The organism is Halorubrum sp. B52 (genome assembly GCF_059752555.1).
In genome coordinates this window covers 209,194-231,561 of sequence record NZ_MWTG01000009.1, presented here as the reverse complement: position 1 = coordinate 231,561, position 22,368 = coordinate 209,194, and the positions used below count along the sequence as shown (strand labels likewise).

Here is a 22,368-nt window from a genome sequence, read left to right as displayed (position 1 = left end):
AGGGTGCGTTCGAATATTCGTTGGATAGGTTATATATCTGTGGTCACGCCTCGGGCGGCTCCTCGACGCCCTCCTCCGCCGCGGCCTCCGCGGTCGACCCGCCGAGGATCCGGTTGAGGACGATCGGGACGACGCCGGCGAGGAGGACGAGGAGCCCGATCCGGACGAGGATCGAGGCGTCCGTCAGGAGCGTCGCGGCGAGGTACGCGCCCGCCGCGACCAGCGTCGACGGCAACACGTAGGGGTTTCCGGGCGAGAGCATGTCGGGATCTGGGTGCGGGCAGCCCCTTAACCGTCCCGGGGAGATCGCGGCGAGCGCCGACGGAGTACGACGATCGTCGTCACCGGTCGTCGTCGCGGACCGATAGAATGAGGTGGGTTATGGTGGAATGACGGTGTAAGAATGTTCGACAAGGTTCTCGTCGCGAACCGCGGGGAGATCGCGGTTCGGGTGATGCGCGCCTGCGCCGAACTGGGTGTCGACACCGTCGCCGTGTACAGCGACGCGGACAAACACGGCGGCCACGTCCGGTACGCGGACGAGGCGTACAACGTCGGCCCGGCCCGCGCCGCCGACTCGTACCTCGACGGCGAGGCGGTCGTCGAGGCCGCGCGCGCGGCCGGCGCCGACGCGATCCACCCCGGGTACGGCTTCCTTGCGGAGAACGCCGACTTCGCGGCGCGCGTCGAAGCCGCCGACGGGATCACGTGGGTCGGCCCCGCCAGCGACGCGATGGAGCGGCTCGGCGAGAAGACCCACGCCCGCCGGGTGATGGACGACGCCGACGTCCCCATCGTCCCCGGGACGACGGAGCCCGTCACCGAGGTCGAGGCGGTCACCGACTTCGGCGACGAGCACGGCTACCCGGTCGCGATCAAGGCCGAGGGCGGCGGCGGCGGCCGCGGGATGAAGGTCGTCGAGAGCGCCGACGGGGCCGCGGAGGCGCTCGAATCCGCCAAGCGCGAGGGGGAGGCGTACTTCTCGAACGACTCCGTCTACCTCGAGCGCTACCTCGAGACCCCCCGCCACGTCGAGGTGCAGATCGTCGCGGACGCGGGCGACGAGAGCGAGGGCCCCGCGGACACGTCGGACGTGGTCCACCTCGGCGAGCGCGACTGCTCGCTCCAGCGCCGCCACCAGAAGGTGATCGAGGAGGGGCCCTCCCCCGCGCTCTCGGACGAGCTCCGCGAGCGGATCGGCGAGGCCGCTCGCCGGGGCGTCGCCGCCGCCGACTACACCAACGCCGGCACCGTCGAGTTCCTCGTCGAGGAGGACCTCGACCGCGACCCGGCGGAGCCGCTCGGTCCGGACACGCCGTTCTACTTCCTCGAGGTCAACACGCGCATTCAGGTCGAACACACCGTCACGGAGGCGCTGACGGGGATCGACATCGTGAAAGAGCAGCTCCGGGTCGCCAGCGGCGAGGGGCTCTCCGTCTCGCAGGGCGACGTGGAGCTGGAGGGCCACGCCATCGAGTTCCGGATCAACGCCGAGAACGCCGCGAACGACTTCCAGCCCGCCAACGAGGGGCGCCTCGACACGTACGACCCGCCGGGCGGGATCGGCGTCCGCGTCGACGACGCGCTCCGGCAGGGCGACGAGCTTGTCACCGACTACGACTCGATGATCGCGAAGCTGATCGTGTGGGCCGGCGACCGCGAGGAGTGTCTCGCCCGGTCGAAGCGCGCGCTCGCGGAGTACGACCTGGAGGGCGTCGTCACGATCGTCCCGTTCCACCGCCTCATGCTCGACGACGAGCGGTTCGTCGCGGGCACCCACACCACGAAGTACCTCGACGAGGAGCTCGACCGCGAGCTGGTCGCCGAGGCGCAGGAGAAGTGGGGCACCGAGTCGTCGGCGGGCGACGACGGCGACGAGGAGGTGACCGAGCGCGAGTTCACCGTCGAGGTGAACGGGAAGCGCTTCGACGTGGAGCTGGAGGAGCGCGGCGCGCCCGCGATCCCGACGCCCCAGAGCGGCGGCGGGAGCGGCAGCCAACAGCGACCGCCGCAGGCGAAAGACGACGACGGGGGCGACGACGGCGTCGACGTCGCCGAGGGCGGCGAGGCGATCGAGGCGGAGATGCAGGGGACGATCCTCTCGGTCGACGTCGCCGAGGGCGACGAGGTGGCCTCGGGCGACGTCGTCTGCGTCCTCGAGGCGATGAAGATGGAGAACGACGTGGTCGCCGAGCGCGGCGGCACCGTCGCGAGCGTCCACGTCGGCGAGGGCGACAGCGTCGACATGGGCGACGTGTTGGTCGTGCTGGAGTAGCGCCCGGACGAGTCGGGCCGGTCGCGTCGTCCGCGCCACCCCCCGCTACCGTCCCCGGAGCCCCAACAGCTCTCGCGTCTCCGCGGGCGTCGCCACCGGCCGCCCGAGCTCCTCCGAGATCCGCGCCGCGCGCGCCACGAGCTGCTCGTTCGTCGCCAGCTCCCCGCGCTCGTAGTACCGGTTGTCCTCCAGTCCGACCCGGACGTGGCCCCCGAGCAGCAGCGACTGGGTCGTCATCGGGAGCTGGTGGGGGCCGAATCCGATCACGTTGAACTCGACTCCCTCCGGGAGCGCCTCGACCCGGTTCACCAGGTTGCGCGGGTGCGGCGGCGACGTGGTCCCGCCGCCGAACAGGAAGTTGAGGTACGGCGGGTCCTCGAGCTCGTCGAGGATCGCCAGCGACTCGTTCAGGTGCCCGTCGTTGAACACCTCCAGCTCGGGCTTGATACCCCGCTCTCGCATCTCCGCGTGCAGCGACGCCACCAGCTCGCGGGTGTTCTCCGAGGTGAGCCGGTCGTAGCGGTTGAGCGGCCCCATGTCGAGCGACGCCATCTCGGGGGCCGGATCGGTCCGGAGCGGCTCGTGCCGGATCGCGTCCGGCGCGGCGGTCCCGCCGGTCGAGTGCTGGAGGACGGCGTCGTCGGTGGCCTCACGGACCGCGTCGGCGACCTCCTGAAACCGCTCGGCCGAGAAGGCGCGCTCGCCGTTGTCGCGGCGCGCGTGCAGGTGGAGCACGCTCGCGCCCGCGTCCTCGCAGGCGGCCGCGGCCGACGCGATCTCCTCTGGGGTCTCGGGGAGGTCCGGGTGCGCCTCCTTCCCGTGGACGCCGCCGGTGAGCGCCGCGGTGATGATCGCGGGCTTCCCGTCGAGGTAGTCGGCGTAGGTCATCGGTCGGCGTCGGGGGCGTCGCTCTCGTCTTCAGTCGACTCCGGCTCGACGTAGAACTCGCAGTCCGTCGCGGGGTCGAGCCCGTACCGGGCGTTACAGACGTCGGCGCGCATCGGCTGCACGAACGACCCCGTCACGGTGCAGAACGCGCGGGCGGTCTCGAACGACTTCCCGTCGCCCTCCTCGCGGTACGCCAAGTGCGGACACGTCTCGGCCATGGGGGACGGAGGCGAGCGAGCGGCTTGAAACCACGCGTCGACGGGGATCGGAGCCGGTCGGCGGCGCCGTCCCCGGGACCGACCCCGGTCTGACCGACGCTGTTTAACCGAACGCCCGAGAACGGGTGGCCATGGAACCGGTCGACGACTGGCGGGCGGCGATCGCGGAGGCCGGGGAGCTCACCGGCCCGATCGCCGCCGGGATCGTCGGCGACCACGGCGACCGCGGGCAGCGCGCGATCGAGGCGGTCGGCGAGGGGCGCGTGAAGCGCTACCGCGATTTCACCGTCGTCGTCGGCCACGACGACGAGTACGTCGTCGAGGACGGGGAGTGCACCTGCGCGGACGCGACGTACAACCTCGACGCCGAGGACCCGAGCGAGCGGTGCTGGCACGCGATCGCGGTCGACGTCGCCGACGCGGTGGGCGCGGTCGACCACCACGACATGTGGTACTCGGAGGTCCGCGAGTTCCTGTGAGCGAGTCTCGGTCGCGAGCGGAGTCGGAGTGCCAGATCGGTCGCCGTTCAGCCGGATGAGGCGCCGAGACTCCGGATTTTCCACCCCCGCCAGTCGAAAACGTTTACAACGGCGGCCGGTCTCTCCTACGGTATGGCGGACTGTCCACTCGCCGACGAATGCCCCAGTTTCGACGAGCGAATCGAGGGGATGGGGTGTCAACACTACGGCAACAAGGGCGGCGCGGAGTGGTGTAACCACTACGACATGCCCATCTACGAGCTGAAACAGCAGCCGGTCCAGCCCGGCGAACAGGTGATCGTCGAGGTCGACGACATCCACGAGAGCGGCGCGGGCGTGGGCCGCACCGACGACGGCTTCATCATCCTCGTCGACGGGCTACTCCCGCCGGCGCGCGCGGAGGTGCGGATTCACCGGGTGAAATCGAGCCACGCGACCGCCGAGGAGGTCGTCGAGCGCCTTCCAGAGGATCCGGACGCTGAAGACGAGGACGGCGACGACGCGGCCGACGCCGACGCGGACGGCGAGAGCGAGGACGACGAGGGCGACCGCCGCCGCGACCGCCCGGACCGCGAACGGCTCGGCAGCCGCGAGAACTTCTGGGGCAAGTGAGCGCGTCCCGGGGTGGCCCCACCCCACGGACAGTCCGGACGCCGCCGATCGGTCTCTCCCGACCGTACCCCTCGACGCGGAGCGCCGAAACCGCCGTTTTTTGAGCGAGCGTCCCCTCGAGCCGAGTATGGTCGCAGACGACGGTCCGGCCGACGCCGCCGAGGAGGCCGACGACGTCGACGCCGCCGAGCTGCTGGAACGGGCCGGGTTCGACGCCGACGAGAGCGTCCTCACCGACCGGCAGGCGGAGGTGCTCGCCCTCCGCGAGCGGGGGCTCCGCCAGTCCGACATCGCCGACCGGCTCGGCACGTCGCGCGCGAACGTCTCGAGCGTCGAGGCCAGCGCCCGCGACAACGTCGATCGGGCCCGCGAGACGGTCGCGTTCGCGGAGGCGCTCGCCGCACCGGTCCGCGTGGAGATCGAGGCCGGCACGGACCTGTACGACGCCCCGAAGCGCGTCTACGACGCCTGCGACGAGGCGGGCGTGAAGGTGAACCAGACCGCGCCGGACCTGATGAAGACGATCGGCGACCGCGCCGGCGACGCGGTCCACGGCCGCGAGGTTCGCAGCCGGCTGTTCGTCACCGTCGACGCGAACGGGCAGATCCGCGTGCGACACCCGTGAGCCCCGGCGGCGCCGCGGTCTCCGAATTCCGACTCTCGCTCCGCCGGCCGCTCCGCGGCCTCCGGATCCCCCCTCACTCCTCCAGCCGCTCCGCCACGCCGACGATCGTCGCGCCCGCGGTGACCGTCGCCTCGCGGGCTATCGAGTAGACGATCCCGTCGCGGTCGGCGGTCGCGGTCTGCAGCGGTTCGAACGTCGTCGGGTCGTGGACGACCCCGAGCCGCTCGCCCTCCGCGACTTCGTCGCCGACGGCGAGGTCGCGCTCCGGGGTGAACAGCCCCGACTCGGCGGCGTTCACGCGCCCGAGATGGTTCCGCGCGACGGTGCCGTCCCACGGCTCGGGCTCGCCGGGGAGCAGTCCCTCGCGACGGAGAACGCCGAGAGTCCCTTTTAACCCGTCCTCGACCGCCTCGGCGACGACCTCGCGGCTGTGCGCGAGCTCCGGCGTGATCGCGGGAATACTCTCCCGAGTGGCGGCGACGCGGAGCTTGCCGGCGAAGCCGCGCTCGCTCCACTCCGCGTCCGCCTCGTCGCCCGCCGCCTCCGCGAGCAGGAGGTCCGTCCCGAACGCCTCCGCGAGCGACCGACAGGCCTCGTCGCCGCGCATGTAGACCGCGTGCGTGAGCATCGCCGGCGACCCGGTGTGGAGGTCGACGATCGAGTCGGCCGCGCTCGCGAACGACCAGAGGCGGGCCGCCATGCGCTCGTGGAGCGTCCCCTCGTCGTCGCCGGGCCAGCAGCGGTTCATGTTCGAGTGGGTCGCGTCGAGCGACTCCGGCGTCGTGTACGAGACCCGGTCGAACGTGAGCGGGTCGGCGACGGGGACCGTCACGAGGGTCCCCTCGAGGTCGCCCGCGTCCGCGGTCGTCGGATCCCCGCCCGTCAGCCGCTCGTGGAGCCGACGGAGGACCGCGGTCCCGTTCACCTCCCGGCCGTGTTGGGCCGCCTGCGCGTAGACGACGGGACCGCCGTCCGCCGGGAGGTCGAGCGCGGGCCCCTCCGGCCCCTCCGCGAGGCCTCCCTCGCCGTAGACGTGGACGGTCGTGCGGACCGGGACGCCCGAGGGGAGCCGCGCGAGGACGAGTTCGCTGGCGTCGTGCATACCGGAGGGTCGGGCCTGAAGCGCTTATAAATCGGGGGCGGCGGGCGTCGTCGACTGTCCCGCCGGGCGGCCCGCTCGACCGCGGACGCTAAGTCGGTGGGTCGACGAGACGGAGCCGAGATGCGGGTCACGCTCCTCGGCACCGGCGACACAACCGGGACGCCGACCGTCGGCTGCGACTGCGACACCTGCGCCGCGGCCCGCGAGCGAGGGGTGTCGCGCTCGCGGTTCTCGGTCCACGTCGCCAACGAGCGCACCGGCGAGTCGCTGCTCGTCGACTTCAGCCCGGACTTCAGACAGCAGTTCCTCGACGCCGACGTTCCCCTCCCCGACGCCGGCATCGTGACGCACATCCACTTCGACCACCTCGACGGCCTCGGCAACGTCTACCGGCTGGTCGACGGGCTCCCGGTCCACGCGCCGAACGAGACCGACCCCGCCACAGACGAGAGCGTTGCCGAGACGATCCGCGCGAAGTACGACTACCTGGAGGACCGGATCGGCGTCCACGCCCGCGAGCCGTTCGAGCCCTTCGAGACGTGCGGGCTCGAGGTCCGGTTCGTCCCCGTCGACCACCCGCCCCTCCTCTGTTACGGCGTCGTGATCGAGGACCCGGAGACGGGCACGACGCTCTCGCTGACGGGCGACACGAGCTACGACGTGCCCGAGCGCTCCCGCGAGGCGCTCGCCGGCGCCGACCTCCTCTTGGCCGACGCCATCGTCCCCGCCTCGCTCTGCGAGCACCACCCGATGGGCGGGCGCCACGAGGGGCCCGACGGCGTCCCGCGCACGTTCGGCACGAAGCACATGACCCGAGAGGGGGCGCTCGCGCTCGCCGACGAGCTGGACGCCGACCGGACGCGGCTCGTCCACGTCGCGCACTACTACCCGCCGGACGAGGCGTTCGCGGAGCCGCTCGCGGTCGACGGCGAAGTGTACGAGCTATAGCGTCCCGGTTGCACCGATCTTCCGCCTCCGAACGACCGCGAGCCCGCCGATCGACAGCAGTCCGAGCAGCGCGCCGACGGCGAGCGTCGGGAACGCGAGGGGGTACCCCGACCGGTCGAGGACGAGTCCGAAGACGACGGGCGAGATCACGGTCGTCGTGAACCCGACCAGCGACTGAACGGAGAGAGCGGTTCCGACGTGCGCGTCGTCGACGACCTCCGTCACCATCGTCGAGGTCGGCGCGCTGTCCATCGTTATGACGACGCCGTACGCGAGGACGATCGGGACGAGCGCGGCGATCGGAAGCTCCCCGAGCAGTCCGAAGACGAGGCTCAGCGACGCGCTCGCGGTCAGCCCGATCGCGATCGTCCGCGGACGTCCGATCCGATCGCTGAGCCAGCCGCCGGTCAGGTTTCCGACGCTACCGAGCGCGATCATCGAGCCGACGACGAACCCCGGGAGCAGCGCCGACTCGGTGGCCGCGAACGCGGGTGCCGCCACGAGGAACGCCAAGAGCCAGTTCCGCGCACCGAACAGCTCCCAGTTGTGCCAGGCGTAGACGCTGACCGTCAACAGGTACTCGCGGTTCCGCAGCACCGAGCGATCGAACCCCGTGCCGCCGCCCGCCCGATCGGGGTGATCGCGGGTCAAAGCGAGCATGAACGGCGGCACGAACAGCGCGCCGGCGCTCGTGGCCGCGACGGCGAGCCGCCAACTGACCGCGTCGGCGATCGCGGTCGAGAACACGAACGAGAGCCCGGACCCGAGCGAGAACGCGCCGATGTACAGCCCGAGCGCCCGGCCGCGCGCCGATTCGGGGAACCAGTCCGTGACGAACCGCATCCCCGGGACGTAGACGCCGGCCATGAACAGCCCGGAGAGGAACCGGAGTCCCGTCCCGGCGACGAACCCGTCCGCGACGCCGGCGAACAGGAGGCTCGGACCTCCGGCGCCGGCCGCTCCGACCGCGATCACCCACCGAGGCGAGTAGCGGTCCGCCAACCAGCCAGCGGGCACGATCGCCACGAGATAGCCCGCCTGGAACGCCCCGAAGATGATCCCGGCTTCGGTCCCCGAGAGCCCCCACTCGTCGACGACGGACGGCAGGACGGCGGAGTAGTTGAACCAGACGAGGACCGAAAAGAACAGCGACGCCGCGGTCACGACGAGCACCCGGCGGCGTTCACGCATCCGTGTGAGGTCCTCCTCGACGGCGGCGATGGTTCTTTGGGTTCCGGCGATCGGTCTCCGCCCCGAGTGTGCGAACCGAAGCAGCGTCGACGGGCTGTACCCTTTTGCCTCGGTAGCACGTAGCGCGGTCGAGATGGGAACGGGGTCCGGAATCGCCGGGAGGGTCCGCGAGGCCGTCGACCGCCTCGAGCCCCCGCCGCGCGCGGTCGACTGGTCGCTGTTCGCGTTCGTGACCGCGGAGGTCGTCACCGGGCTCGTCTCGTTCACCGTCGGCGTCCCCGAGGGGTGGCCCCTCTTTTGGCTCCACCGCTCGCTCGGGCTCGCCATCGTCGTCCTGCTCGCGTGGAAGCTCGCGCGCGTCCGACGGCGGCTCACGGACCCGACCCGCTGGAAGCGGTCGACCGCGCTGTCCGTCCTGACGCTCGTCGCAGCGCTCGGCGCGCTCTCGATCGGCGTCGTCTGGGCCTTCGGGCTCGACGTGCGGCTCTCTTACTGGACGCTCCTCTCGGTCCACGTCGGTTTCGGCCTGGTCCTGCTCCCGCTCGTGGCCGCGCACGCGACGACCCGGTTCCGGCTCCCCCGGCGGGTCGACTTCGAGCGCCGGCGGACCGCGGTGCGGTACACCGTCCTGCTGGCCGCGGGCGCGGCGATTTACCGACTTCAGCAGGGCGTCAACGACCTCCTCGACACGGCCGGCGCGGACCGGCGGTTCACCGGGTCGCAGCCCCGCGAGGGCGAGGGGAACGGCGCGTTCCCGGTCACCTCGTGGGTCGCCGACGACCCCGACCCGATCGACCGGGATGAGTATCGGCTGCGGATCGACGGGCTCGTGAGCGACCCGGTCGAACTGACCGCCGACGAGGTCGCCGCCGGCCACGAGACGGCGGCCCTGCTCGACTGCACGAGCGGGTGGTACACGGTGCAGGAGTGGGGCGGGATCCGCGTCGGCGACCTGCTCGACGCGGCCGGGGGGCCGGAGGCGGCCGGCGGCTCCGGGGACGCCGGCGACTCGGACCGCGAGCCGGCCTACGTCCGGTTCACCTCCGTCACCGGCTACCGCTGGAGCCTCCCGCTCGACGAGGCGGAAGACGCCCTGCTCGCCACCCACGTCGGCGGCGAGCGATTGAGCCACGGCCACGGCGCGCCGGCCCGGCTTGTCGCCCCCGACCGGCGGGGGTTCCAGTGGGTGAAGTGGGTGACGCGCGTGGAGGTGCGGACGGAGTACGACCTCGGGCAGTGGGTCGTGACGCTGGTGAGCGGGTTCGAGTAGCCGGTTCGTCCGTGAGAAGACGGTCGCTACTCGTACTCGCACCCGACGACCTCGCGGATGCGCTCGGCGGTCACTGGGCCGACGCCCTCGACCTCCAGCAGGTCGTCCTCGGGCGCGGTCATCACGGCCTCGACGGTGCCGAAGTGCTCCAGCAGGGTCCGTGCCGTGACCGGGCCGATGTCGGCGATGGCGGAGACGACGTACTCCTGCTGTTCCGCGCGCGTCTTCGTCGTCTTCTCGCCGTGGACGCTCACCTCGCGGTCGCGCGTCTCCTGCTCCCGCTTGGCGATCGTCGCGAGCAGCTCCGTCGTGTCCGACTCCCCCTCGGTGCGGAGGACGCTCACGTCGAAGTCGACCGCCAGCGACGCGAGCGCGCCGCGGATCGCGTTGGGGTCGATGTCGCGCTGGCCGTAGAGGTTCGTCCCCTCGACGACCATCACGGGACGGGCGTACGCCCGCGAGAGCTCGCCGACCTGCTCGAACATCGAGCGGTCGGCGTCGAGCATCGAGTCGACGAAGTCGGCCGCCGACTTGCGCTCGACGGCGACTCGGTCGGAGAGCACGTAGTCGCCGACCGCGAGCGTCTCCAGCCGGGTGACGAGCCCGTCGCGCGTCGAGAGGTCCTTCGCGATGGAGGAGTCGAGCTCGCGCTGGTCGACGACGACCTCGACGCCCTCGTCGACGCCGGCGGTCGCGACGACGCCGTCTGCGTCGCCCTCGGCTCCCGCGTCGCTCTCGTCGTCCGTCTCGTCTCCGCCCGCGCGGGCCTCCGCCGCGAAGTCAGTCAGTCCGGCGTCGTCGCTACCGTCGTCGGCGGCGGCCGCGTCGTCGCTACCGTCGGCGGCGTCGTCGGCGTTCCCGTCGGGCTCCGGCTCGGCGTCGCGCTCGGCGGATCCCCCGGCGAACGCGTCGAGCCCGGCCTGCCCGTCGTCGCCGACGGTCTCCTCGATGTCGTCGGTGGCCTCCTTCAGCTCGGCGAGCTGGCTGGCCATCTTCTTCTCGCGCCGCCGCGAGATCCAGAAGAACGCCTCGTCGCGGGTGTCCTCGGCCATCAGGACGACCACCTTCCCCTCGGCCTGCCGGCCGGTCCGGCCCTTGCGCTGGATCGAGCGGATCGCGGTGGGGACGGGCTCGTAGAAGCAGACGAGATCGACCTCGGGGACGTCGAGCCCCTCCTCGGCGACCGACGTGGAGACGAGCACCTCGAACGCGCCGGCCTTGAACTCGTCGAGCGTCTCCTGCTGCTGTTTCTGCGTCATCCCGTCGGAGCCCTCCTTGTCGCCCTGTCCGACGAACTTCCGCACGTCGAAGCTCGCGGAGAGGAACTCCACGAGCGCCTCGGCGGTGTCGCGGGACTCCGTGAACAGGATGGCGCGCTCGCCCTCGTTGATCCCGAGGGTTTCGGCCAAGAGGATCCGGGCCTTCGAGAACTTCGGGTGGAGCCCGTCGAACGCCTCCGCCTTCCGCATCGCCTCGCGCACCTTGGGGTCCGCGACCATGCGCTGGCTCGCCTTCGACGCCCCCGAGGAGCGGGCGGCCTCGCGCTGGCGTTCGAAGTAGCGCCGGACGGACTCGACGGACTGGGTCTCGACCAGCTCGGTCGCGCGCCGGAGCTTCATCACCTCGGCGTGGGTGCTCATCCCCTTGTACCCGTCCGACTGGTCGTTGTCCATCATCTGCTTCAGCTGCCCGCGCATCTTGTTGAGGTCCTTCTGCGAGAGGTCCGGGTTCGTCGTGTTCGTCACGCCGAGCGACTTCAGCTTCTCCAGTCGGTCGGTGATCACCTCGTTGAGCGCGTCGCGGATCTCGAGGACCTCGTCCGGGAGCGTCACCTGCTCCCACTGCACGTCGGTGTCGTGGGTGTACTCGTCGACGTCGGCGTCCGCCTCGGTCATCACCTCGACGTTCGAGAGCCCGAGGTTCTCACAGACCGTCTCGATCTCCTCGGTGTCGCCGCCGGGCGAGGCCGACATCCCGGTGACGAGCGGGTCGGCCGCGTCGGCGTGGTACCGCTCCGCGATGTAGACGTACGCGTAGTCGCCGGTCGCGCGGTGGCACTCGTCGAACGTCAGGTGGGTCACGTCGCGCAGCGAGATCCGGTTGCCGACGAGGTCGTTCTCGACGACTTGGGGGGTCGCGATCACGATCCGGGCGTCGTCCCAGAGCGCGGCGCGGTCGTCCGGCTTCACGTCGCCGGTGAAGACGACGATCTCGTCGTCCGGGATCGAGAGCGCCTCGCGGTAGAAGTCGGCGTGCTGCTGGACGAGCGGCTTGGTGGGGGCTAAGAAGAGCGCCTTCCCGCCGACCTCGTGGAGGCGCTCGGCGGTGACGAGCAGGCTGACCGTGGTCTTGCCGAGGCCGGTCGGGAGACAGACGAGGGTATGGTCGCGGGCCGCGGACTCCGCCAGCTGGAGCTGGTAGCGGCGCTCCTGGAGGAAGTCGTCGACGAGCAGGGGTCTGTCGATGCCGGCGGCCTCGGTCGCCATCGGCGACGCTTCGCCGCCGTCGGCCTAAAGCCTTCGCGAAGCGGGGTGAAAGTTATCGCTCGGCGGAGCGCTCCTCTCGGTGCTCCTCGGGTACGTCCTCGTCGACCAGCTCCGCCCACTCCGCGAGCCGGTCTCCGGATGGTGTTTGCGCGCTCATCAGGGGACGGATCTCCGTGGTCCGTATTAACAGTTATCCCGATTCCACATGATATAACACCGGTCCGACATCGGTCGGGCTCGCGGCCGACGACAACCTCACCGACCACTCGACCGCGACTCGCACGCCTTTTACCGTTCACGCGCGTCGGACCGGCATGAGCAAACTCGACGAGTTCCTCGCCGGCGAGCGGCTCGACGACGTCGTCTTCTACCTCAGCGACGCGTACCTCGACGACGACTCCCGGCTCCGGAACGTGGGGACCGAGACGGACGGCGGCGTGCGGCTGATCCTCGACGGCGAGACCGGCCGGTCGGCGTTCGAGGCCGGCACGGGGATGGGCGCGATGGAGTTCGCGAAGACGGCGATGGGCGCGGAGGGGACGATCGCCCGGTCGCTCGACGGGGGGGAGTGCCCGTTCGCGGATGACGCAGGGGAGACTCCCGACGAGGACCACGACGTCAGCTTCGTCTTCGCGTTCGCGGAGGCGCAGAACGAGGAGGTGGGCGGCCTCTACGCCGAGGGCGACGTGGTCCACGCGTACGCCCACTGCGCCTGCGGCGAGAGCTACTCGCACAAGTGGATCGTCGGCGACCGCGACGAGTAAGAGTCGGAGACCACAGCGGGCCTGGTCTTATCCCTGCTCGGGCGCGTCCTCCTCCGGCACCGACCCCTCCACGAGCGACTGGTCGGCGTACCGCTCCCGGAGGTCCTTCTTCGAGAACTTCCCGGTGGCGGTCTTCGGCACCTCGTCGATGAACTCCACCGCGTCCGGCACCCACCACTCCGGGTACTCGTCGCGGAGTCCGGACTCGATCGCCTCGACGAGCGCCTCGCGGTCGACGCCGTCGGCCGCGACGACGAACGCGACCGGGCGCTCCTGCCAGCGCTCGTGGGGGACGCCGATGACGGTCGCCTCGCTCACGCCGTCGTACGCCATGATCGCGTTCTCCAACTCGACGCTGGAGATCCACTCGCCGCCCGACTTGATCACGTCTTTCGTCCGGTCGACGAGCTTGATGTAGCCGTCCTCGTCGACGGTGACCACGTCGCCGGTCTTCAGCCAGCCGTCGACGAACTCCTCCTCGCTGGCCTCGGGGCGCGCGAAGTACTCCTTGGTGACCCACGGACCCCGGACCCGGAGCTCGCCGAAGTCCTCGCCGTTCCACGGCACCTCCTCGCCGTCCTCGTCGATCACCTCGAACTCCAGCCCGGGGGCGACGAGCCCCTGTTTCGACCGCTTGTCGACCTGCGTCTCGTAGTCGGCGTCGCGGAGGTCGTCGGTGAGGTGAGAGACGGTGCCGATCGGCGACATCTCGGTCATCCCCCACGCGTGGAGCACCTCGACGCCCCGGTCGTCGTACCACTCGATCAGCGCCCGCGGGGCGGCCGCGCCGCCGACGATCACGGTGTCAAGCGTCGAGAGGTCGACGTCGTTCCCCGCCGCGACGTACTCCTGGAGCCCGAGCCACACCGTCGGGACGCCCGCGGAGACCGTCACGCCCTCCTCCTCGATCAGCGCCGCGAGGTCGGCCGGGTCCGGCGACGGGCCGGGATAGACGTGTTTCGCACCGGCCGCGGTCGCGGTGAACGGCATCCCCCACGCGTTGACGTGGAACATGGGAACGACCGGCATGACCACGTCGGAGTCCTCCATCGGGATCCCCTGCGGCGTCTGGGAGGCCATCGTGTGGCTCCACAGCATCGACTGCGTGTACTCGACGCCCTTCGGCTTCCCCGTCGTGCCGGAGGTGTAACAGAGCCCGGCCGGCTGGTCGCTCGGGAGTTCTGGCCAGTCGTACTCGGTCGGCTGATCCGCGACGAACTCCTCGTAGGGCGTGGCGTCGAGCTCGTCGATCTCGGACGAGCCCATCACGACGAAGTCGACGTCGGCGAACTCCTCGGCGCCCTCGGCCGCCGCGGCGAGCTTCGGAGCCAGCGACGGGTCGACGAAGATTATCTCATCGGCGGCGTCGTCGACGATGTACCGGATGTGCTCGTCCGGCAGCAGGGGGTTGATCGTGTGGAGCTGCGCGCCGGTGTTGGGGACGCCGAAGTACGTCTCGAAGTGACGCGTGTGGTTCCAGCAGAACGTCGCGATCCGGTCGCCGCGCTCGATCCCGTGGTCGTCGAGAGCGTTCGCCAACTGCGCCGTCCGGTCGGCGTACTCGGCGTACGTGTGCCGCGTCCGCCCCTCGTGCGTCCGAGAGACGATCTCCGTGTCGGGGTACAGTCGTTCGGCGCGCCACAGGAACGGTCGGAGCGTCTGCGAGTGTCCACCGGGCATACCTTACACACCATGGCGTCGAGAACTATGAACATTGCCATGATTGATGGTGATGGATCGGCGGCGTGAGAGGCTCGGCCGATCGTGTATAAATAGCTGACCGCACGATCAGCGGCGAACGCCGCCAAAGACCCGGCCGTTCGCTTATAAGCAATTGCTGATGGAACGACGGCGAACACCGCCAAAGCCCCAGCCGTGAGGACTCGCGCGGCTCGCTGCGCGCTTCACTCAGTCGCTCACTACGTTCGCTCCCTCGTTCCAGTGCTTGCGTCGCCGTGCTTCATCCTCACGGCTGCCCCTTTGAGTCCCGTCCCGCTCCGCATGGCACCTCACGCCTCCCCAGCCTCGTCGCCGGCGCTGTGCGCCGGCTGCCAGAGGCGCAAAGCGCCTCGCTGCCGCGGCCGCCGCCGGCGGCCGCGGGCTCCCTCGCACGCGCTCCTCGTGGCCGCCAAGGGCGGCCACTCGGAGGCGCGCGCCGACCGCACGATAGTATTTGAAAGAGTCCGCTATCCCCGAAAGAGGCTCGCGTGCACCGGCGCGTGGTCGGACTCGGGGCGCGCGGACTCGTCGCCCTCGCCGCCGTCGTCGGAGACGGCCCGGCCCTCGACCCCCTCCGCGAGGAAGTCGCTGAGCGGCGGGCCGACGTGCTCGGGCTCGACGAGGAAGGCGTCGTGGCCGTGGTCGGAGTCGATCACGTGGTGGGCGACGGGGACGTCGCGGTCGCGGAAGGCGGTCGCGAGCGACGCGGACTGCTCGACGGTGAAGTGCCAGTCGGCGGTGAAGCTCATCAGCAGCGCCTCGCCCTCGAAGGCGGCGAGGGCGTCGGCGTCGGTGCCGTGGCCGGCGGAGAGGTCGTACTCGTCCATCGCGCGCGTGAGGTAGAGGTAGCTGTTGGCGTCGAAGCGCTCGCTGAACCCCTCGGCCTGGTAGTCGAGGTACGACTCCACCTCCCGGTACGGGAAGAACGCCGCCGTCGGCTCCGGCGGCAGCCCCAGATCGCCCTCCTCGCGGGTCAGCGAGTCGCGGCCCGCGGAGCGGCGGCCGAACTTGCGCTCCATCGACGCCTTCGAGAGGTACATGATGTGACCGATCTGGCGGGCCAGCGCGAGCCCCTCGTCGGGTGAGGGGCGGCCCTCGCCGTAGTAGTCGCCGCCGTTCCAGTTGGGGTCCGCGCGGATCGCGCGGCGGGCGACCGCGTCGAGCGCGAGGCACTGGGCGTCGAGCCGCCCGGCGGTCGCGATGGGGACGATCCGGTCGACGTCGTCCGGGTACCGCTTCGCCCACTCCAACACGTTCATCCCGCCGACGCTCCCGCCGACGACGGCGCGCAGGCGTCCCACGCCGAGCTCGTCGAGCAGGCGGCGCTGCGCGCGCGCCCAGTCCTCGACCTGCACCGGCGGGAAGGCGGTCCCCCACCGGTCGTGGTCGGGCTCGTCGGGGAGGTCGAGGTCGGCGGGGCGCTCGCTCGTCGGGCCGGTCGTGCCGTAACAGGAGCCGGGGACGTTCGCGCAGACGACGAAGTACTCCGTCGTGTCGATCGCCTTCCCCGGCCCGACGATGTCGTCCCACCACGCGCGGGCCTGTCCGGCCTGCCCGGCGTCGCGCTCCGGCGACGGCGAGCGAGCGACGTTCTGGCTCCCGGTGAGCGCGTGACAGACTAACACGACGTTGTCGCCGTCGAACTCCCCGTGCGTCTCGTAGGCGACCTCCAGGTCGGGGACCGACTGGCCGCACTCGAAGACGAACTCGCCGAGCGAGACGGTCCCCTCCTCCGAGGGCGTCGCGCTCATCTCACTGCCCCCCGGTCGCGCGCTCGCCCGCCGCCAGCCCGCGGTCGAGGTCGGCGATCACGTCGTCGGGGTCCTCGATCCCGACGGAGAGCCGGAGCATGTCGGGGAAGACGCCGGCGAGCCGCTGCTGGGTCTCGTCCATCTGCGCGTGCGTGGTCGAGGCGGGGTGGATGACGAGCGTCTTCGCGTCGCCGACGTTCGCGAGGAAGCTCGTCAGCTCGACGGACTCGCACAGCGTCTTGGCCGCCTCGTAGCCGCCGTCGACGCCGAAGGTGACCATCCCGCCGAACCCGTCCAGGTACTCGGCGGCGTTGCCGTGGCTCCGGTGGTCCTCGAAGCCGGGGTACGCCACCCAGCCGACCCGGTCGTCGTCCCGGAGGAACTCGGCGACCGTCCGCGCGTTCTCGCAGTGACGGTCCATCCGGAGCGGGAGCGTGTTGAGCCCCTGGATCGTCTGCCACGCGTCGAAGGGCGACTGTTGGCCGCCGGTCGGGCGCACGCCGCGTTGGCGGGCGACGTTGCCGAAGGCGGCATCGCCGAACCGCTCGACGAAGTCGATCGGGAAGGCGGGCGACTGGCCGTCCAGCTCGGCGTAGTCGGCGTCCGGGTGGTCCCACGGGAACTGTCCCCCGTCGACGAGGACGCCGCCGACGGTGGTCCCGTTGCCGGTGATCCACTTCGTCGTCGACTCCCAGGTGATGTCGGCGCCGTGTTCGAACGGCCGACAGAGGTACGGGGTCGCGAACGTGTTGTCGACGACGAGCGGGACCGCGTTGTCGTGGGCGATCTCGGCGAGCCGCTCGAAGTCGGGAGTGACGAGCGAGGGGTTCGCGATCGTCTCCACGTGGACGAACGCGGTGTCCTCGTCGATCACGTCCGCGTACGCCTCGTAGTCGAGCGTGTCGACGAGCCGGGCCTCGACCCCGCGGCGGTCCGCGATGCCGGTGAGGTACGCCGCCGTCCCGCCGTACATCTCGGAGCTGGCGACGACGTTGTCGCCCGCGCTCGCGAGCACGGTCGTTATCGCATCGAAGGCGGCCATCCCCGAGGCGGTCGCGACCGCGTCCGTCCCGCCGGAGAGGTCGGCGATCCGGTCCTCTAAGGCGTTCACGGTCGGGTTGGAGAGCCGGGAGTAGATGTGGCCCTCCGCCCGGAGCGCGTACAGCTCCGCCGCCGTGTCCGCGTCGTCGAAGACGAACGACGTCGTCTGGTGGATCGGGGTCGCGCGCGACCCGGTCGCCGGGTCGGCCTCGGCGCCGGCGTGGAGACTCCGGGTGTTGAACCCACGTGTCATGTGTGTAGTGCATATATCTGCAAAGGTCTATAACCGTCAGTTACGGCAAGTGATGCCTCGGTCTCCACCGCCGAGGTGCGCGGCGTCGCACCGTCTCCCCCGCCGCTTCGTCCGGCCGCGCTCCGCCGTTCCGCCGAAGCGTGAGTTTATCCCCGATCGGGAGCCAACGGGAGGCAATGGCAGTCGCCGACTCACCCGTGCCGGACCTCGCCGGACGCGCGAGCGCCTGCGCCGACCGCCTCCGCGCCGCCGACCGGGTGCTGCTCGCGTCCCACATCGACGCCGACGGGCTGACGAGCGCCGCGATCGCCTCGTCGGCGCTCGCGCGCGCCGGGATCGACCACGAGGTCGTCTTCGAGAAGCAGCTGGACGCCGAGTCGATCGCGGGGATCGCCGCCCGCGAGTTCGACGTGGTGCTGTTCACCGACTTCGGCTCCGGCCAGCTCGACGTCATCGCCGAGCACGAGGCCCGCGGCGCGTTCGTCCCCGTCATCGCCGACCACCACCAGCCGGCCGACCGCGACACGGAGTTCCACCTCAACCCCCTCCTGGAGGGGATCGACGGGGCGAGCGAGCTGTCGGGCGCGGGCGCCAGCTACGTGCTCGCTCGGGCGCTGGAGGGGCCGGACGGCGACAACCGCGACCTGGCCGCGCTCGCGGTCGTCGGCGCGGTGGGCGACATGCAGGACTCCGACGGCGGGCTCGTCGGCGCCAACGAGGCGATCGTCGCCGACGGCGTCGACGCCGGCGTCATCGAGACGCGCACCGACCTGGACCTGTACGGGAGACAGACGCGCCCGCTCCCGAAGCTGCTGGAGTACGCCTCGGACGTGAAGGTCCCGGGGATCTCGAACGACGAGGCGGGGGCGATCGCGTTCCTCACGGACCTCGACGTCGACGTGAAGCGCGACGGGGAGTGGCGCCGCTGGGTCGACCTCGACGGCGAGGAGCGGCGGGTCCTCGCGTCGGCGCTGATGCGCCGCGCCGTCGCCTCCGGCGTCCCCGCCGACCGGATCGAAGCGCTCGTCGGCACCTCCTACACGCTCGTCGACGAGGAGCCCGGAACGGAGCTGCGGGACGTCAGCGAGTTCTCCACCCTGCTCAACGCCACCGCCCGGTACGAGCGCGCCGACGTCGGCCTCGCGGTGTGCCTCGGCGACCGCGGCGACGCGCTCGCCGAGGCGCGGCGGCTCCTCCGGACCCACCGCCGGAACCTCTCCGAGGGGCTCCAGTGGGTGAAGACGGAGGGCGTCACCGAGGAGGAGCACCTCCAGTGGTTCGACGCCGGCTCGCGGATCCGCGAGACGATCGTCGGGATCGTCGCCGGGATGGCGATCGGGTCGCCGGCGGTCGACCGCTCGAAGCCCGTGATCGCGTTCGCGGAGGAGAGCGCCGAGGAGCTGAAGGTGTCCTCGCGGGGCTCGCACGCCCTCGTGCGGCGCGGGCTCGACCTCTCCGCGGTGATGCGGGAGGCGAGCCGGGCCGTCGGCGGCGACGGCGGGGGCCACGACGTCGCCGCGGGCGCGACGATCCCGATCGGCGAGCGCGACGCGTTCCTCGCCGAGGCGGACCGGATCGTCGGCGAACAGCTCTCGTGACCTGACCGCCGGGCGCCGAGGCGCTCACTCCCCGACCGTGCGGCGGACCCAGCCGGACGCGCCGGTCGGCGACGGGTCCGACGGCTCCCGGGTCTGTCTGTTCCCCTCGCCGTCGACCGCGCGGACGACGACCTCGTGGGCGCCGTCGGGGTCGAAGGCGTGGCGCCACTGCCGCCAGACGTCCGCGTCGGGGAGCGGGTCGGAGAGGGCGGCGTCGGTCCACGAATCGCCGCCGTCGGTCGAGACCTCGACCCGCTCGATCCCGCGCGTCCCGGCGTAGGCGTGACCGGCCAGCTCGATACGGCCGTCGTCGAGTTCGGTTATCCCCTCGTCCCAGAGCTTGGCGACCGTCTTCACCTCGCCCGTTCCCTCCCAGCCGCGCTCCTCCCAGTAGCCGTCGTCCTCGACGTTCAGCAGCTCGATCTCCGAGAGCCACTTCACGTTCGTCTCGCCCCAGTGGCCCGGGATCAGCACTCGGACCGGGTGGCCGTGGCCGGTCGGGAGCTCCGTCCCGTTCATCCCCCACGCGAGGAACCCCTCGGCGAGGACGTCGACCGGGAACTGGACGTAGTAGCCGTCCTCGCCGCGCAGCATCGCGCAGTCGCAGTCGCCCTCGGGGTCGACGGACTCGAGCAGCGGGCGGATCGGCGTCCCCGTCCAGACGGCGTTGTCCAGCTTGCGGCCGTTCAGGCTCTCGCCGACGCACCGCAGCGTCACCGCGCGGTGCTCGACGGGCCGGTCGATCAGTTCGTCGAAGGCGACCGTCCGGTCGGCGCCGGTCTCTCCGGTGAACGTCAGCGACCACTCGGCGGCGGTGACCTCCGGGTCGAACTCCGCGATGTCGACGTTGTAGAACTCGCCGATCGGGCTCACCATACCGTGGAGGTCGTCGCTCTCGACCGCCAGCGAGGCCGATTCGACCTCCTGCAGGCGCTCGCTCGCACCCTCGGAGCGCGGGGCGTCGGCGAGCGTCTCGTCGCCCTCCGACGCGGGCACCCGCCGGCCGATGACCGCCGCGAGGACGAACCCGAGCGTCCCCGCGGCGACGCCGAGCGTCCGGCGACGCACCGCGTCGACGGTCGTCGTCGGGTCGGCCGCGACCGAGGGTCCGTCTCCGGACGCCGGGTCGGGAGACGATGACGACCGAGTCGACGCCGGGGGGAGCCCGCCGAGCGCGACGACGGCCGCCGCGGGGAGCGCCACGCCCAGCGCACCGGTCGGGTCACCGGTCAGGCCGGCGGCGAGGGGCCACGACGCCAGACCGGTCGCCGCGGCGCCGACCGACGCCCGATCGAGGCGCGCGGAGAGTCGGAGGCCGGCGAGCGCGACCAACCCGAACAGTCCGATCACGGCCGCGAACGCCATGGCGACGTGGATCAGGTGCCCGGCGTCGCCGACGGTCTCGATCACGAAGGTCACGATCGGTCCGGGCGTCAGGTTGACGATGGCCTGATCGACGGGCCGGACGACGAACGCGGGCGACCACCCCGTGACGAGGTACGAGCCGGCGACCCCGGCGGTCCCGGCCGCCGCCGCGAGCAACGCGTCTCGTCGCTCGGTAACGTCCAACATAGTTTACCTCGGGGTTACAGTCACTTGAACCACGTCCTCGGCGGCCGGGTGCCGGCGGCCGTCGTCGACGTCGCGTCAGGCCTCGCCGAGGTCCCGGAACATCGCGCGGTAGTCGTCGGAGGACAGCGACTCGCCGAGGTCGTCGATGTCGGCGTCGAGGTCGTCCAGCCGGTCGACGAGCTCGGCGTACGCCTCGTTGCCCTCGCGCTGGGCGGCGGGTTTCTGCGAGCTGAGCACCGCGCGCTTGCTCGCGAGGGCCGCGGCCTCTTGGACGAGGGTGTCGTACTCGCTGCGGGTGAGAAGGGTGTCGATCGCCGCCAGCAGCTTCGAGCGGCTGACGGGCTTGGTGAGGTAGAGGTCGAACCCCATGTCGATGATGTCGAAGTCGGGCTCGACGGCGGTGACCATCGCGACCCGGCAGTCGTAGCCGGCCTCGCGGATGTGTTCGAGCACGTCGTCGCCGCTCCCGTCCGGGAGTCGGCGGTCGAGAAGCACCACGTCGACGCTCGCGTCGACCCGGTCGATCGCCTCCGCGGCGGTCTCGGCGAGGTCGACGTCGTACTCCCCCTCGAGGAAGCCGGCGTACAGCGCGGCGATGTCGGGCTCGTCCTCAACGACGAGGACCGAGGGGTCGCTCACCGCCGATCACCGCCGGGGTCGACGGGGGACGCTTCACCAGGCATATACGAACGGGCGGCGTGTCGAAAAATAAAGCTGTCGCCGTCGATTCGGTCGACCGGTCGCGTCGGATCGTCTTTTATATACTCCCGTCGCTAATGGTGGGACGAATGTCAGAACTCGTCTCCACCGGGGTCGAGGGGCTCGACTCGATCCTCACCGGCGGCATCACGGAGCGGTCGACGGTGCTCGTCTCCGGGAACCCCGGGACCGGAAAGAGCATCTTCGGAATTCAGTACCTCTATCACGGCGTCGCGGAACACGGCGAGCGCGGCGTCTACGTCTCCTTCGAGGAGGACGAGGCGGACATCCGCGGCGCCGCGGAGTCGATCGGCCTCGACGGGTTCGGCGACGCCGTCGACGACGGCGACATCGTGATCTTGGACAAGCGGGAGATGCTCCGCGAGACCGACTTCTCGACGGCGGTCGACCGGCTACTCGACACCATCGAGGACGGCGGGTTCGACCGGCTCGTGCTCGACTCGCTGTCGATGTTCCAGCTCTTCTTCGACGCCGAACAGGAGAAGCGGACGTACCTCCTGAAGTTCTCCGACATCCTCAAGGCGAACGGGCTGACCTCGCTGCTCATCAACGAGCAGGGCGCCGTGTTCCCGGACACGGAGGTCGGGCTGGAGAACTTCCTCACGGACGGGAACATCTACTTCATCCAGACGCCGACGGACTCGGGCGTCAACCGGTACGTCTGGGTGGCGAAGATGCGGAAACAGGACATCGACACCGACATCTTCCCGATGGAGATCGGCGAGGGCGGGATCACCGTCCACGAGCGGGCCGGCGGGTTCTCGATGATGGGGCGGTCCGACGAGCCGTCGTTCTGATTCGGACCGGGGGAGAGACCGCAGGTATCGACGGCGCGGAAGGGGAACGGGGCGGTCGC

The 22,368-nt window shown here is 71.1% G+C and carries 20 protein-coding genes; 9 read left to right on the top strand and 11 right to left on the bottom strand.

The genetic code is table 11. From position 1 onward, the window contains the following. Positions 1-43: 43 nt before the first annotated feature. The gene (locus B4V04_RS09710; RefSeq protein WP_498231196.1) at positions 44-262 is read right to left on the bottom strand and encodes a DUF7987 family protein; all 219 of its coding nucleotides are present in this window, start codon (positions 260-262) and stop codon (positions 44-46) included. Positions 263-403: 141 nt separating this feature from the next. On the opposite strand from B4V04_RS09710, the gene B4V04_RS09705 reads away from it, so the two are divergent. Beyond that, positions 404-2,275: an acetyl-CoA carboxylase biotin carboxylase subunit gene (locus B4V04_RS09705; RefSeq protein ID WP_498231195.1), complete on the top strand. Its 1,872-nt coding sequence runs from the start codon at positions 404-406 to the stop codon at positions 2,273-2,275. Between the two features lie 45 nt (positions 2,276-2,320). Here the strand turns inward: B4V04_RS09705 and B4V04_RS09700 are convergent, their stop codons facing one another. Together B4V04_RS09700 and B4V04_RS09695 are read right to left on the bottom strand one after the other, a co-directional pair. Next, on the bottom strand, positions 2,321-3,163 hold the full coding sequence (locus tag B4V04_RS09700; protein WP_498231193.1) for a beta-keto acid cleavage family enzyme: 843 nt from the start codon (positions 3,161-3,163) through the stop codon (positions 2,321-2,323). Next, complete coding sequence (locus tag B4V04_RS09695) at positions 3,160-3,381, bottom strand: hypothetical protein (protein ID WP_498231191.1); 222 nt, start codon at positions 3,379-3,381, stop codon at positions 3,160-3,162. Before B4V04_RS09695 ends, B4V04_RS09700 begins: the two co-directional genes overlap by 4 nt. A gap of 131 nt (positions 3,382-3,512) precedes the next feature. On the opposite strand from B4V04_RS09695, the gene B4V04_RS09690 reads away from it, so the two are divergent. From B4V04_RS09690 to B4V04_RS09680, 3 genes are all read left to right on the top strand, one after another. Next, positions 3,513-3,860, top strand: coding sequence for a hypothetical protein (locus B4V04_RS09690; protein ID WP_498231189.1), 348 nt, complete (start codon positions 3,513-3,515; stop codon positions 3,858-3,860). A gap of 132 nt (positions 3,861-3,992) precedes the next feature. Further along, positions 3,993-4,472: a TRAM domain-containing protein gene (locus B4V04_RS09685; RefSeq protein ID WP_498231187.1), complete on the top strand. Its 480-nt coding sequence runs from the start codon at positions 3,993-3,995 to the stop codon at positions 4,470-4,472. Between the two features lie 127 nt (positions 4,473-4,599). After that, complete coding sequence (locus tag B4V04_RS09680) at positions 4,600-5,097, top strand: Tfx family DNA-binding protein (RefSeq protein ID WP_498231185.1); 498 nt, start codon at positions 4,600-4,602, stop codon at positions 5,095-5,097. Between the two features lie 73 nt (positions 5,098-5,170). On the opposite strand, the gene B4V04_RS09675 is transcribed toward B4V04_RS09680, so the two are convergent. Beyond that, positions 5,171-6,199 (bottom strand): succinylglutamate desuccinylase/aspartoacylase family protein, encoded by a 1,029-nt coding sequence (locus B4V04_RS09675; RefSeq protein WP_498231184.1) that lies wholly within the window; start codon positions 6,197-6,199, stop codon positions 5,171-5,173. Positions 6,200-6,319: 120 nt separating this feature from the next. Here B4V04_RS09675 and B4V04_RS09670 point away from each other — a divergent pair, with 120 nt between their 5' ends. Next, on the top strand, positions 6,320-7,147 hold the full coding sequence (locus tag B4V04_RS09670) for an MBL fold metallo-hydrolase (RefSeq protein ID WP_498231182.1): 828 nt from the start codon (positions 6,320-6,322) through the stop codon (positions 7,145-7,147). Here B4V04_RS09670 and B4V04_RS09665 read toward each other — a convergent pair. Continuing rightward, positions 7,142-8,338 carry an MFS transporter gene (locus B4V04_RS09665; RefSeq protein ID WP_498231180.1) on the bottom strand — a complete coding sequence of 399 codons (1,197 nt, stop codon included), beginning with the start codon at positions 8,336-8,338 and terminating at the stop codon, positions 7,142-7,144. The genes B4V04_RS09670 and B4V04_RS09665 overlap by 6 nt on opposite strands. A gap of 133 nt (positions 8,339-8,471) precedes the next feature. Here B4V04_RS09665 and B4V04_RS09660 point away from each other — a divergent pair, with 133 nt between their 5' ends. Continuing rightward, positions 8,472-9,608 (top strand): molybdopterin-dependent oxidoreductase, encoded by a 1,137-nt coding sequence (locus B4V04_RS09660; protein ID WP_498231178.1) that lies wholly within the window; start codon positions 8,472-8,474, stop codon positions 9,606-9,608. 26 nt (positions 9,609-9,634) lie between these two features. Here B4V04_RS09660 and B4V04_RS09655 read toward each other — a convergent pair whose 3' ends face one another. Continuing rightward, on the bottom strand, positions 9,635-12,094 hold the full coding sequence (locus tag B4V04_RS09655; protein WP_498231176.1) for a DEAD/DEAH box helicase: 2,460 nt from the start codon (positions 12,092-12,094) through the stop codon (positions 9,635-9,637). Between the two features lie 314 nt (positions 12,095-12,408). Between B4V04_RS09655 and B4V04_RS09650 the strand changes: the two genes are divergently transcribed. Beyond that, positions 12,409-12,858, top strand: coding sequence for a DUF5807 family protein (locus tag B4V04_RS09650; RefSeq protein ID WP_498231174.1), 450 nt, complete (start codon positions 12,409-12,411; stop codon positions 12,856-12,858). Between the two features lie 27 nt (positions 12,859-12,885). Here B4V04_RS09650 and B4V04_RS09645 read toward each other — a convergent pair whose 3' ends face one another. The 3 genes from B4V04_RS09645 to B4V04_RS09635 all read right to left on the bottom strand — a co-directional run bounded on the left by B4V04_RS09645 (position 12,886) and on the right by B4V04_RS09635 (position 17,622). Next, positions 12,886-14,538, bottom strand: a complete 1,653-nt coding sequence (locus B4V04_RS09645) for a long-chain fatty acid--CoA ligase (protein WP_498231172.1) — start codon at positions 14,536-14,538, stop codon at positions 12,886-12,888. A gap of 506 nt (positions 14,539-15,044) precedes the next feature. Next, entirely contained in the window at positions 15,045-16,328 is a 1,284-nt protein-coding gene (metX, locus tag B4V04_RS09640; protein WP_498231171.1) for a homoserine O-acetyltransferase MetX, read from the bottom strand. A 1-nt stretch (position 16,329) separates the two neighbouring features. Further along, positions 16,330-17,622 (bottom strand): O-acetylhomoserine aminocarboxypropyltransferase/cysteine synthase family protein, encoded by a 1,293-nt coding sequence (locus tag B4V04_RS09635; protein ID WP_498231169.1) that lies wholly within the window; start codon positions 17,620-17,622, stop codon positions 16,330-16,332. 176 nt (positions 17,623-17,798) lie between these two features. Here B4V04_RS09635 and recJ point away from each other — a divergent pair, with 176 nt between their 5' ends. Next, the gene (recJ, locus tag B4V04_RS09630) at positions 17,799-19,220 is read left to right on the top strand and encodes a RecJ family nuclease (protein WP_498231168.1); all 1,422 of its coding nucleotides are present in this window, start codon (positions 17,799-17,801) and stop codon (positions 19,218-19,220) included. 24 nt (positions 19,221-19,244) lie between these two features. Here the strand turns inward: recJ and B4V04_RS09625 are convergent, their stop codons facing one another. Further along, a complete protein-coding gene (locus B4V04_RS09625) occupies positions 19,245-20,792 on the bottom strand; it encodes a molybdopterin-dependent oxidoreductase (RefSeq protein ID WP_498231166.1) in 1,548 nt (515 codons plus the stop codon). A 75-nt stretch (positions 20,793-20,867) separates the two neighbouring features. Continuing rightward, positions 20,868-21,431, bottom strand: coding sequence for a HalX domain-containing protein (locus B4V04_RS09620; RefSeq protein WP_498231164.1), 564 nt, complete (start codon positions 21,429-21,431; stop codon positions 20,868-20,870). A 149-nt stretch (positions 21,432-21,580) separates the two neighbouring features. On the opposite strand from B4V04_RS09620, the gene B4V04_RS09615 reads away from it, so the two are divergent. Continuing rightward, on the top strand, positions 21,581-22,309 hold the full coding sequence (locus B4V04_RS09615) for an RAD55 family ATPase (RefSeq protein WP_498231162.1): 729 nt from the start codon (positions 21,581-21,583) through the stop codon (positions 22,307-22,309). Positions 22,310-22,368 lie beyond the last annotated feature (59 nt).

Coding starts and splice junctions, on each gene's coding strand:
- B4V04_RS09655 (WP_498231176.1), bottom strand. CDS start 12,094: ATGGCGACCGAGGCCGCCGGCATCGACAGACCCCTGCTCGTCGACGAC.
- B4V04_RS09695 (WP_498231191.1), bottom strand. CDS start 3,381: ATGGCCGAGACGTGTCCGCACTTGGCGTACCGCGAGGAGGGCGACGGG.
- metX (WP_498231171.1), bottom strand. CDS start 16,328: ATGAGCGCGACGCCCTCGGAGGAGGGGACCGTCTCGCTCGGCGAGTTC.
- B4V04_RS09665 (WP_498231180.1), bottom strand. CDS start 8,338: ATGCGTGAACGCCGCCGGGTGCTCGTCGTGACCGCGGCGTCGCTGTTC.
- B4V04_RS09680 (WP_498231185.1), top strand. CDS start 4,600: ATGGTCGCAGACGACGGTCCGGCCGACGCCGCCGAGGAGGCCGACGAC.
- B4V04_RS09635 (WP_498231169.1), bottom strand. CDS start 17,622: ATGACACGTGGGTTCAACACCCGGAGTCTCCACGCCGGCGCCGAGGCC.
- B4V04_RS09675 (WP_498231184.1), bottom strand. CDS start 6,199: ATGCACGACGCCAGCGAACTCGTCCTCGCGCGGCTCCCCTCGGGCGTC.
- recJ (WP_498231168.1), top strand. CDS start 17,799: ATGGCAGTCGCCGACTCACCCGTGCCGGACCTCGCCGGACGCGCGAGC.
- B4V04_RS09645 (WP_498231172.1), bottom strand. CDS start 14,538: ATGCCCGGTGGACACTCGCAGACGCTCCGACCGTTCCTGTGGCGCGCC.
- B4V04_RS09705 (WP_498231195.1), top strand. CDS start 404: ATGTTCGACAAGGTTCTCGTCGCGAACCGCGGGGAGATCGCGGTTCGG.
- B4V04_RS09685 (WP_498231187.1), top strand. CDS start 3,993: ATGGCGGACTGTCCACTCGCCGACGAATGCCCCAGTTTCGACGAGCGA.
- B4V04_RS09650 (WP_498231174.1), top strand. CDS start 12,409: ATGAGCAAACTCGACGAGTTCCTCGCCGGCGAGCGGCTCGACGACGTC.
- B4V04_RS09670 (WP_498231182.1), top strand. CDS start 6,320: ATGCGGGTCACGCTCCTCGGCACCGGCGACACAACCGGGACGCCGACC.
- B4V04_RS09710 (WP_498231196.1), bottom strand. CDS start 262: ATGCTCTCGCCCGGAAACCCCTACGTGTTGCCGTCGACGCTGGTCGCG.
- B4V04_RS09615 (WP_498231162.1), top strand. CDS start 21,581: ATGTCAGAACTCGTCTCCACCGGGGTCGAGGGGCTCGACTCGATCCTC.
- B4V04_RS09660 (WP_498231178.1), top strand. CDS start 8,472: ATGGGAACGGGGTCCGGAATCGCCGGGAGGGTCCGCGAGGCCGTCGAC.
- B4V04_RS09700 (WP_498231193.1), bottom strand. CDS start 3,163: ATGACCTACGCCGACTACCTCGACGGGAAGCCCGCGATCATCACCGCG.
- B4V04_RS09625 (WP_498231166.1), bottom strand. CDS start 20,792: ATGTTGGACGTTACCGAGCGACGAGACGCGTTGCTCGCGGCGGCGGCC.
- B4V04_RS09690 (WP_498231189.1), top strand. CDS start 3,513: ATGGAACCGGTCGACGACTGGCGGGCGGCGATCGCGGAGGCCGGGGAG.